8 protein-coding genes are annotated in these 9,826 nt (G+C 44.1%); 1 reads left to right on the top strand and 7 read right to left on the bottom strand.

Annotation, left to right across the window (positions count from 1 at the left end; all coding sequences use genetic code 11):
• From PGX78_RS03890 to PGX78_RS03865, 6 genes are all read right to left on the bottom strand, one after another.
• The coding region (locus PGX78_RS03890; protein WP_270445476.1) for an amino acid permease at positions 1-685 on the bottom strand (685 nt) is incomplete at its 3' end.
• A gap of 16 nt (positions 686-701) precedes the next feature.
• Entirely contained in the window at positions 702-1,922 is a 1,221-nt protein-coding gene (gene ilvA, locus PGX78_RS03885; protein WP_270445475.1) for a threonine ammonia-lyase, read from the bottom strand.
• Positions 1,923-2,265: 343 nt separating this feature from the next.
• Entirely contained in the window at positions 2,266-3,276 is a 1,011-nt protein-coding gene (locus PGX78_RS03880; RefSeq protein ID WP_006942406.1) for an electron transfer flavoprotein subunit alpha/FixB family protein, read from the bottom strand.
• Between the two features lie 16 nt (positions 3,277-3,292).
• The gene (locus tag PGX78_RS03875; RefSeq protein ID WP_270445474.1) at positions 3,293-4,096 is read right to left on the bottom strand and encodes an electron transfer flavoprotein subunit beta/FixA family protein; all 804 of its coding nucleotides are present in this window, start codon (positions 4,094-4,096) and stop codon (positions 3,293-3,295) included.
• Positions 4,097-4,176: 80 nt separating this feature from the next.
• Positions 4,177-5,316 (bottom strand): acyl-CoA dehydrogenase, encoded by a 1,140-nt coding sequence (locus tag PGX78_RS03870; RefSeq protein WP_006942404.1) that lies wholly within the window; start codon positions 5,314-5,316, stop codon positions 4,177-4,179.
• Between the two features lie 349 nt (positions 5,317-5,665).
• Positions 5,666-7,114, bottom strand: a complete 1,449-nt coding sequence (locus PGX78_RS03865; RefSeq protein WP_270445473.1) for a [FeFe] hydrogenase, group A — start codon at positions 7,112-7,114, stop codon at positions 5,666-5,668.
• 361 nt (positions 7,115-7,475) lie between these two features.
• Here PGX78_RS03865 and PGX78_RS03860 point away from each other — a divergent pair, with 361 nt between their 5' ends.
• On the top strand, positions 7,476-9,035 hold the full coding sequence (locus PGX78_RS03860; protein WP_270445472.1) for a putative polysaccharide biosynthesis protein: 1,560 nt from the start codon (positions 7,476-7,478) through the stop codon (positions 9,033-9,035).
• Between the two features lie 74 nt (positions 9,036-9,109).
• Here the strand turns inward: PGX78_RS03860 and PGX78_RS03855 are convergent.
• Positions 9,110-9,826, bottom strand: a 717-nt coding sequence (locus tag PGX78_RS03855) for a polysaccharide deacetylase family protein (protein WP_270445471.1), incomplete at its 5' end; no start/stop codon positions are given.

The following is a 9,826-nucleotide window of genomic DNA, read 5'->3' as shown; positions in this document are numbered from 1 at the left end:
CCTTCGGTTCCTGTGCTTCTCCGGCCGTAATCCCTACAAGTTCAACACCTTGAAAGGCCGCCGCTACTACGCACATGGCTGCCAACATGCCACCAAAACCGTTAGGCATAAAACCGCCATTAACCCAAAGATTATCTATCCCTACGGGCACTCCTTCATTACCGAAGCCGAAGATAATAACGGCCGCACCGACGAAAAGCATGACAACGATGGTCGTAACCTTAATAAATGCGAACCAAAATTCAAATTCACCATAATACTTAACGGCCGCTAAATTGGCTATAGCAACAATGAGCATACCTACAAAAGCTGAAATCCATTGCGGTATATCGGGAAACCAATAGTGTACATAAATCCCTACTGCCGTAATTTCCGACAGACCGATGACAACCCACATGAACCAATAGCTCCAAGCTGTGAGATACCCCACATAGGGGCTGATATACTTATGCCCGTATGTGGCAAAGGACCCGGTTACCGGTTCCTGATACAACATTTCGCCCATAATGCGCATAATAAAGAACATAACCACGCCGGTCAATGCATAGCACAATAATACGGCCGGACCGGCCATCATAATCGTATTGGCCGATCCCATAAAAAGGCCTACGCCGATAGTTCCGCCAAGGGCAATCATTTCGACATGACGAGGCTTTAAGCCCCTTTGCATCTCTTCTCTTTCCATTTGTGACACCGCCTGTTTACTTAAAAATGACTTCGTATTTTTCATTTATTAATCGCTGTTTCAAATCATCTACGTGCTTTTCATTAGCCGTTTCCAATTCCAGCGTAACCGCCGAATGTTTAGCCCCCATACCGTGCTGACTACGCTCATGTGTGACAGCCAAAACATTGGCCCCCGACTCGGCAATAATAGACAACAACCGGACCAGCTCACCCGGTCTGTCAGGGATCACCGTCGTAAAGCAAGCTTTACGCCATGCTTCCGTAAGGCCACTGTTAATAATGCGCGTCATATTATTTACATCGATATTCCCGCCGCTAATAACAGCCACGACCTTCTTTTTGTCCAGGCCTAAAATCTTATGATTCATTAAGGCGGCCACCGGGGTTGCACCGGCTCCTTCGGATACTGTTTTAACTCGTTCAATGAGCCAGAGAATGGCTGCCGCTATTTCTCCTTCATCAACCGTTACGATATCATCCACATAGTCACGGCAAACGGCGTACGTTAAATCACCGGGACGCTTTACAGCAATTCCGTCAGCCAATGTAGCCATGCCGTCATAAGTACAAATAGCCCCGTCATATACGGATTTTTGCATAGACGGCATGTTGGCCGATTGTACGCCTATAATCCTGATTTTCGGATTTACGCTCTTAGCTGCTACGGCAATACCTGAAATTAAGCCGCCACCGCCTATAGGAACGATAATGGCATCCACGTCGGGAAGTTGTTCCAACACTTCCAAAGCAATCGTCCCCTGACCGGCCATAACATAGGGATCGTTAAAAGGATGTACGTATGTATAGCCGAATTTATCTGATAGTTCTTGAGCTTTCGCCGCCGCTTCATCAAAAAAGTCACCGTGCAAAACCACTTCCGCCCCATATCCCTTAGTAGCTGCAATTTTCATTAACGGCGCATGTTTAGGCATACAGACAATAGATTTACAGCCGTAACTGGTAGCCGCCAAGGCCACCCCTTGAGCATGATTTCCCGCTGATGCGGCAATAACCCCTTTAGCTCTTTCTTCGTCAGTCAATGCGGCAACCTTATTGTACGCCCCCCTAAGTTTAAAAGATCCCGTTCGCTGTAAATTTTCCATTTTTAAATAAACTTGACATCCTGCTACATGACTGACCGAGTTGGAATAGGACAAGCCGGTTTTTTGAGCAATTCCTTTCAACCGTACCTGTGCTTCTCTTACCATCTCGGGAGTTACACAAGGTGTACCCATATAAATCCCGCCCTTTCATTCGATTCGAGTATGTTATAAATCATTATTTGTCATAAAATATACACGCTTTATTGTACACCGTCAATGGAAAAGTTCTATTTTTCACTTTTGGTATATTGACCTTATCACTATTACAAACATGAATTTCATCATGTTTTACCATTCTTTCCAACTCATATTTATTATATTATTTGTCTTTTCACAAAATACATTTGTATGAATGAGTAATGCAATGACTTTGAATCCCCTCCCCGTTTACCTCCCGGCAAATGGGCATACCAAAAACCCCGACAGATAAACTGTCGGGGTTTTTATATAGTTTTTTTATATAGGTTGTAGTATATTACATACCTTTAGCGGCTTTAATAGCTGCCGTTAATTTCGGAACGATTTCAAAAGCATCGCCTACAATACCGTAGTCGGCTACCTTGAAAATCGGTGCGTCTTCATCTTTATTAATGGCAATAACGCAATCGGAACCGCTCATACCAGCCAAATGCTGAATAGCACCGGAAATACCTGCAGCAATATAAATTTTCGGTCCTACCGTTTTACCTGTCTGACCTACCTGATGCAAAGCATCGATCCAACCGGCATCGACAGCTGCACGAGATGCACCTACGGCACCTCCCAAAACGTCAGCCAATTCTTTCAGCATACCGGTGAACGCTTCATTTCCGTTCATGCCGCGACCGCCTGCAACGATAATATCGGCTTCTTCAATCTTAATACCGTTGCCGCCCACTTTAATGAGTTCGACAAACTTCGTCAGGAAATCGGCTTCCGTCAAATCTACATGCATATCGATAACTTCACCGGTTGCATTCGGATCAGCTTCAGGTTTCTTAAATACGTTCGGACGAACCGTACCCATTTGCGGACGATTGTTACGGCACACGATTTCAGCCATAATATTGCCGCCCAATGCAGGACGAGTCCAAACGATAGTCTTACCGTCATCATCAACAAAAAGGTTCGTGCAGTCTGCCGTCAAACCGGTTTGCAATGCATTGGCAACACGGGGGCCCAAATCACGCCCGATATTCGTAGCACCTACGAGGTAAACATTCGGTTTCACTTCGTTGAAAAAATGAACTAATGCACGCGTAAATGCTGTTGTATTATAGTGTTCAAACTTAGGATCGTCATATACATAAACTTTATGTGCACCATGTGCAATTAATTCCTGTGCCAACGGCTTTACGTTATGTCCGATTAATACGGCACCGACTTCATCACCGATACCTTCAGCCAACTGTTTGCCCTGGCCTAACAGTTCTAACGTTACGTTACGTAATTTGCCTTCAAATTCTTCAGCGATTACATACACGCCTTTGTATTCCGCTAAATCCATTTCACGTACCTCCTTGTTATATAATCTTTTGTGCAGTCAATTTTTCCATCAAAACGGAAACTGCTGCATTCGGATCTTCTTCTTTAATAACAAGCCCCTGTGTTCTCTGAGGCGGAGTGAAAATCTTACGAACCATCGTCGGCGAGCCCTTCAAACCGATCTTGGTTTCGTCAACTTTAATGTCATCTGCTGACAAATGCGGAATTTCGCGTTTTTTAGCTTTCATGGTACCGCGAATGGTCGGGAATCTGGGTTCGTTCAATTCCTTAACAGCCGTAATCAATACGGGGAACTGAGCTTCCGTTACAATATAGCCTTCTTCATTCTGCTGTTTTACGCGAACCGTTGTGCCGTCCACATTAATTTCTGCAGCATACGTAATCTGAGGAATACCGAGTTCCGTAGCAATTTGCGGACCTACCTGAGCCGTATCGCCGTCAATAGCCTGTTTGCCGCAAAGAACGACGTCGAATTGTTCGATACCTTGCAATTCGGCTACCTTTCTGACTGCCTGTGCCAAGCAATAGCCCGTAGCCAATGTATCGGAACCGCCGACTTTTCTGTCCGTCAGGAGATATGCATCATCAGCACCCATTGCCAAACCTTCACGCAATACGTCTTCAGCTTGCGGGGGTCCCATAGAAAGCAAGGTAACACGAGCACCTTGACTGTCTTTCAACTGAAGTGCCGCTTCAAGTGCGTTTTGGTCAAACGGATTAAAAATGTTGGGAACGCCGGCGCGAATGACCGTATGTTTTTCGGGATCGATTTTAACTTCCGCCGTGTCCGGAACCTGCTTGACACATACTAATATTTCCATATTATGTCTACCTCCTAAAGTAGTATATTTATATCACACGGGTCCGGCCTCTAAAGGCCGGACCCGCATCATAACCCAAATTACCGCAAAATATTGCCGGAAATAACTAAGCGCTGAGCTTCGTTCGTTCCTTCGTAAATCTGAGTAATCTTAGCGTCACGCATATGACGAGCAACCGGATATTCTTCGCTGTAACCGTAACCGCCGAAAATTTGAACAGCGTCGGTCGTAACTTCCATAGCAATATCGGAAGCATACATCTTAGCCATAGCAGCATCGACAGAATAAGGTTTCTTTTCTTCTTTACGCATAGCTGCCTTATAAACTAATTGACGAGCTGCTTCAATCTTCGTAGCCATTTCAGCTAATTTGAAGGAAATAGCCTGGAACTTGCAAAGCGGTTTGCCGAATTGAACACGCTGTTTGGAATATTCAATAGCATCAGCCAAGGCTGCTTCGGCAATACCCAAAGCCTGTGCCGCAACGCCGATACGACCGCCGTCCAGAGTCATCATTGCAATCTTGAAGCCTTTACCTTCTTGACCGAGGAGATTTTCAGCCGGAACTTTTACGTTCTGGAATACTAATTCCATCGTTTGGGAAGTATGTATACCCATTTTATCTTCTTTTTTACCGAATGTAAAGCCATCCATGCCTTTTTCGAGAATGAATGCACTGATGCCCTTCGTTCCCTGGGACTTATCAGTCATAGCGAAAACGATATAAATATCAGCTGCGCCGCCGTTGGTAATGAAGATCTTGGAGCCGTTCAATACATAGTGGTCGCCTTCTTTAACGGCAACGGTCTGCTGACCGGCAGCATCCGTACCTGCATTCGGTTCCGTCAAAGCAAATGCACCTAACTTTGTGCCTTCACAGAGGGGTTTCAAGAATTTTGCTTTTTGTTCTTCCGTACCGAATTCATAAATCGGGTTTGCACACAGGGAAACGTCTGCCGAAAGAGTAATGGAGATACCGGCATCATATTTAGCCAGTTCTTCAACCGTCATAATGTAACTTAATACGTCAGCACCTGCTCCGCCGTATTCTTCAGGGAAGTACGTTCCGGCTAAGCCCATTTCCAACATTTCAGCTACGATACCTTCATCGTATTCATGGTTATGATCGCGTTCTGTAATGCCCGGCAATAAGCGTTTTTCACCGAAATCTTTAACCATTTTCACAAACATTTCCTGGTCTTCTGTCATGTTGTAATCCATTGTTTGCCACACTCCTTCAATGATAGTAATAGATAATAAGTTGCAATCTTTAATATAAAGATTACTTTAAAGAAAGCCTAAAGCATGAATAAAAAGAATACTTCTTACCTGTTTTCTTTATATAGATTGTACTTCTTTTCACATTACAATGCAATAGAAAGATTTTATAATTATCCTTTTTGTAATGTTTATTATCAATGACTACATGAATATCTATCTCTTTTTATCATATAGACAACTTTAAGCACTTAAAACATTGTAGTTTACCGTTGCATAATATCCGTAAACTGTAAAAAAAGCCGTTGTAAAAACATCTACAACGGCTCCCTTACTTTAACGATTTATAATCTTATTCTGTCGGTTTATATTTCGGCGACAACGGATTGGTCTGCGGGGTTACGGCCCCGCCTTCCCCCAAATTTCCCGACTTATCTTCAAAGAAGGTATGAATACATTTTTCGGACCTTTCGGATAAAGGTTGTCCGTAGAAATCACTGTACAATTCTTGAATTTCCGGATTTTCCCACGCTGCCTTAATCGACACTTCCGAATCTCGTTTGTATAAGGCATTCATACGCGCCTGATTAGTTTTTTGCACTAAGGGCATCTTCACCTTAGGCTGACCGCCGCCGCTAATACAGCCGCCCTGACAAGCCATAAATTCAATAAAAGTATAATCCTTAAACGTACCGTCGGCCATAATTTTATCCAAAAAACGACGAGCATTACCGAGTCCGCTGACGACGGCAACATGCAGGGAAATTCCGGCAAAATCAATAGTCGCCTCTTTGACACCGTCAAGACCTCTTACCGGTTCATAAGGGATATATTCAGCCGGCATAGGCTTTCCAGTATAGAAATAATAGGCCGATCGTAAGGCCGATTCCATAACACCACCCGTACTGCCGAAAATAATACCGCCCCCGGAGGCTTCTCCTAAATGAGAGTCGAAAATCCCGTCGTCCAATGCGTTGAAGTCGATATTTTCCGCCTTTAACCATCTGGCAAGTTCCCGCGTCGTAATACAAATATCCGAATCCTTCAAGCCGTCAATATGCCAATATTCGGCTGCGGCATTTAATTCTTTCCTCTTAATTTCCGCCTTTTTTGCCGTACAGGGAGTAACGCACACGGTTACCATTTTTTGGGGATCTATTCCCGCTTTTTCGGCAAACCAGATTTTTTCCGTCGTATTTTGCATTAATATGGGACTCTTAGCCGATGATAAATGCGGAATATAATCGGCATAAAAAGTTTCAGCAAATTCTACCCAGGCCGGACAACAACTCGTAAACTGAGGCATGGCGAAATTGCCCGTCGTAATACGCCGCACCAATTCGCTTGCTTCTTCCATGATAGTCATATCGGCACCGAAATTGGTATCGAATACATAGTCCCCGCCGAGAGCTCGCAATGCTGAAATCATTTTTCCCTGCGCAAAGGTGCCGGCCTCAGCTCCGAATTCTTCCGCTATGGCAACACGCACAGCCGGCGCTGTCTGAAAAACGACAACCTTATCCGGATCGGCAATGGCCGCTTTTACAAGATTCGTATCATCTACTTCCATCATAGCGCCGAAGGGACACGCATTGGCACATTGGCCGCAATGGACACAAACAGGTACATCTCCCGTGCGTTCCAGGGAATAATAATCAAGAACGGTCTGCGTTGTTTCACAAGCTCTACGACACAATGTACAGTTCTTACACTTTGTTTCGTCAAAATGCACAGCCGGATTATCATCGGCAATAGGTACCCGTTTATCATAAAATTTATATTTTGATACAAAGCCTTCCACAGCCTTCACTCCTTTTAATTTTATGTCTTTCCTTATATTTTCAAAACAATATCAGGGCGTTTTCTTAAAAATATATAAGTTTTTCCGTTTTTCAATGACTTAAACTACATGCTTATTCACATTTCATGCGTTTAAGTTATATAAATAATACTATTTTTCACAAACTTTTGTAAAGGAAAAACCGATACCTATCCGCTATTAAACGAATACTTTCCTTTCACTTATGACAACAATAGCCGTCACCGGCTTTATTGATACTGTCATTGCTTGTAGCCCCATTTCAGATATGCTAGAATAAATTGTTATTTTATAAACGATTAGAATCTACATATATACAAAACTATGTTGAAAAGAGGATATTATGGCAAATAAATTTGTTTCCGGTACACTGATCCTCACTTTATCAGGCTTTGTCGTCAAAGCTATCGGCAGTGTCAACTGGATTATCCTGTCGCGTATTCTCGGCGGCGAAGGAATCGGCATCTATCAAATGGCCTTTCCTATTTATCTGTTGGCACTGGAAATTTCCAGCGCCGGCATCCCTATTGCCATCTCCATCATTACAGCTGAAAAAGCGGCTCGCAAAGACTACGGCAATGCCAAGCGGGTTTTTAGAGTCTCTCTCACCCTACTCATGTCGGCCGCCGTCGCCTTGAGTATTATTGTTTACTTTGCTTCATCCCTTCTCATTGAATACCATCTGATTCGCGACAGTCGTGCATACTATTCGCTGATTGCTTTAGTTCCGGCCATTTTCTTTACTACCGTTATCGCCGGCTACCGCGGTTATCTGCAAGGCTGGCAACAAATGACACCCACGGCTTTATCTCAGATTGTGGAACAACTTGTGCGCGTAGCAACTATGCTGGCCTTTGCTTACTTGCTCTTACCCTACGGTCTCGATTACGCAGCCGGCGGTGCCAGTTTGGGTGCTGCTATGGGCGGTATTTCCGCTTGGCTGGTACTCTTATACTTCTACTATAAGTTAAAACGTACTCTCCCTGAAACGGATCCTGATGAAGAAAAAGAATCGGTTGCGAGCATTTTAAAACGTCTCATCGTTTTGGCAGTTCCTATTTCCATGGCCAGTATTATGCTTCCCGTTGTTTCCAACCTGGACCTGATGATTGTTCCTTATCGCTTGGAAGTAGCCGGTTTTGCTACACATAAGGCCACGGAACTCTACGGTTATCTGACAGGTATGTCCGTGCCTTTAATCAATTTGGCGACCATCTTAACAGCAGCCATGGCTATGAGTCTGGTTCCGGCTATCAGCCACAGCTTTACGCTCGGCGACAAAGAAGAAATCTACAATCGTACAGCGGGAGCTGCGCGTATCGCCCTTTTGGTAACCATACCGTTCAGCGTCATGCTCTATGTCCTGGCTGAACCGGTCGTAACCTTCATTTATAATGCCCCTGCCGCTAAAGATGCCACTCAGGCTATTGCCGTTGCCATCTGTTTTTTAGGTATGCATCAAATTACGACAGCCATACTGCAAGGACTGAAAAAACCGAAAATACCGGTTATTAATATGTTTTTGGCTTGCATCGTCAAAGTTCTGTGCAACTGGTTTCTCGTCGCTGTTCCGGCCTTGGGAATTACAGGTGCCGCCTACGCCACTGCTGCCGATATCGGAGTTGCTGCGGCCTTAAATCTCATTTTTATTTACAAATATACGGGCTATATTCTCGATTTTAAGGTTCTCTTTAGAAACACCATTATTGCGGCTATTATGGGTATCTTCATGTATTTTCTCTATGACATGTCCATGGCCGTCACATCAAGCCTCTTCTTACGACTCTTGACTACAACCGTATGCGGATCCGCACTGTACATCGGTCTTATGGTTCTGACCAAAGGACTTACACGAACGGATGCACAAAGCTTACCGTTCTTCGGCAAATACTTCTACAATTGATGGATAGTGCAACAAAAGACCCCGTCTAGCCGTTTCGGCCAAGACGGGGTCTGATATTTCAACAATCTTCAATTTTACGGTTCGGGAATAGTCTTCGCCAAGGGCTTGGTAAATTCCATATGATCGAAGAATTTATGGCTTTTCCATAACAAAGCACTGAAAGCACTTAGCGTTAAGCGGAAGCGAAAGTGTTCAAAACTTACGGGGCCTTCAAAAAAGGGTACGCGGTCCAGATTGTACGGATCATCCCAAGGAAATACACGTCCCGTATCTACGGTAAACCCGTAACGATAACCGGCATTTTGCGTTTCTTCCAAAACCGAATCCGTGAACTTCCCTTCCGGAAAAGCAATAAAAAGGCAAGGCTTTCCCAATCTCCATTCAACAGCCTTCTTCGATTCAACCAGTTCATGTCTCATACCGTTTCGGTCAAAACTGTCAAGCGGTCTATGACTGAGCGTATGACTGCCGAACTCCATGCCGTTATCCGACATTTCTTTTACCTGTTCCCATGTCAAGTATCCGGGACGGCCGACAAAATCCGTAATAAGGAATATGGTACCCGTCATTTTATACTTCTTCAAAATAGGGTAAGCATACTCGTAATTATCCGCATACCCGTCATCAAAGGTGATTAAAACAGGTTTGTCGGGTAATTTACCCTTTCCGTCCATATAGTCCGTAAATTCTTCCAGAGTCAATGCATGGTACCCGTTTTCACTCAGATAACGAATCTGCTTTTCAAAGTTTTCCGGTTTCATTGTCAAAACCGTATGAAATTTATTGTTTAC

The organism is Megasphaera sp. AF13-6AC (assembly GCF_027685385.1).
GTDB classification, from domain to species: Bacteria; Bacillota; Negativicutes; order Veillonellales; family Megasphaeraceae; genus Megasphaera; species Megasphaera micronuciformis.
This window is presented reverse-complemented; position numbering and strand designations above follow the sequence as displayed.

What these genes read in the sequence shown, in the direction of transcription:
- PGX78_RS03860 (WP_270445472.1), top strand. Translation starts at nt 7,476, where the DNA reads ATGGCAAATAAATTTGTTTCCGGTACACTGATCCTCACTTTATCAGGC.
- PGX78_RS03880 (WP_006942406.1), bottom strand. Translation starts at nt 3,276, where the DNA reads ATGGATTTAGCGGAATACAAAGGCGTGTATGTAATCGCTGAAGAATTT.
- PGX78_RS03870 (WP_006942404.1), bottom strand. Translation starts at nt 5,316, where the DNA reads ATGGATTACAACATGACAGAAGACCAGGAAATGTTTGTGAAAATGGTT.
- ilvA (WP_270445475.1), bottom strand. Translation starts at nt 1,922, where the DNA reads ATGGGTACACCTTGTGTAACTCCCGAGATGGTAAGAGAAGCACAGGTA.
- PGX78_RS03875 (WP_270445474.1), bottom strand. Translation starts at nt 4,096, where the DNA reads ATGGAAATATTAGTATGTGTCAAGCAGGTTCCGGACACGGCGGAAGTT.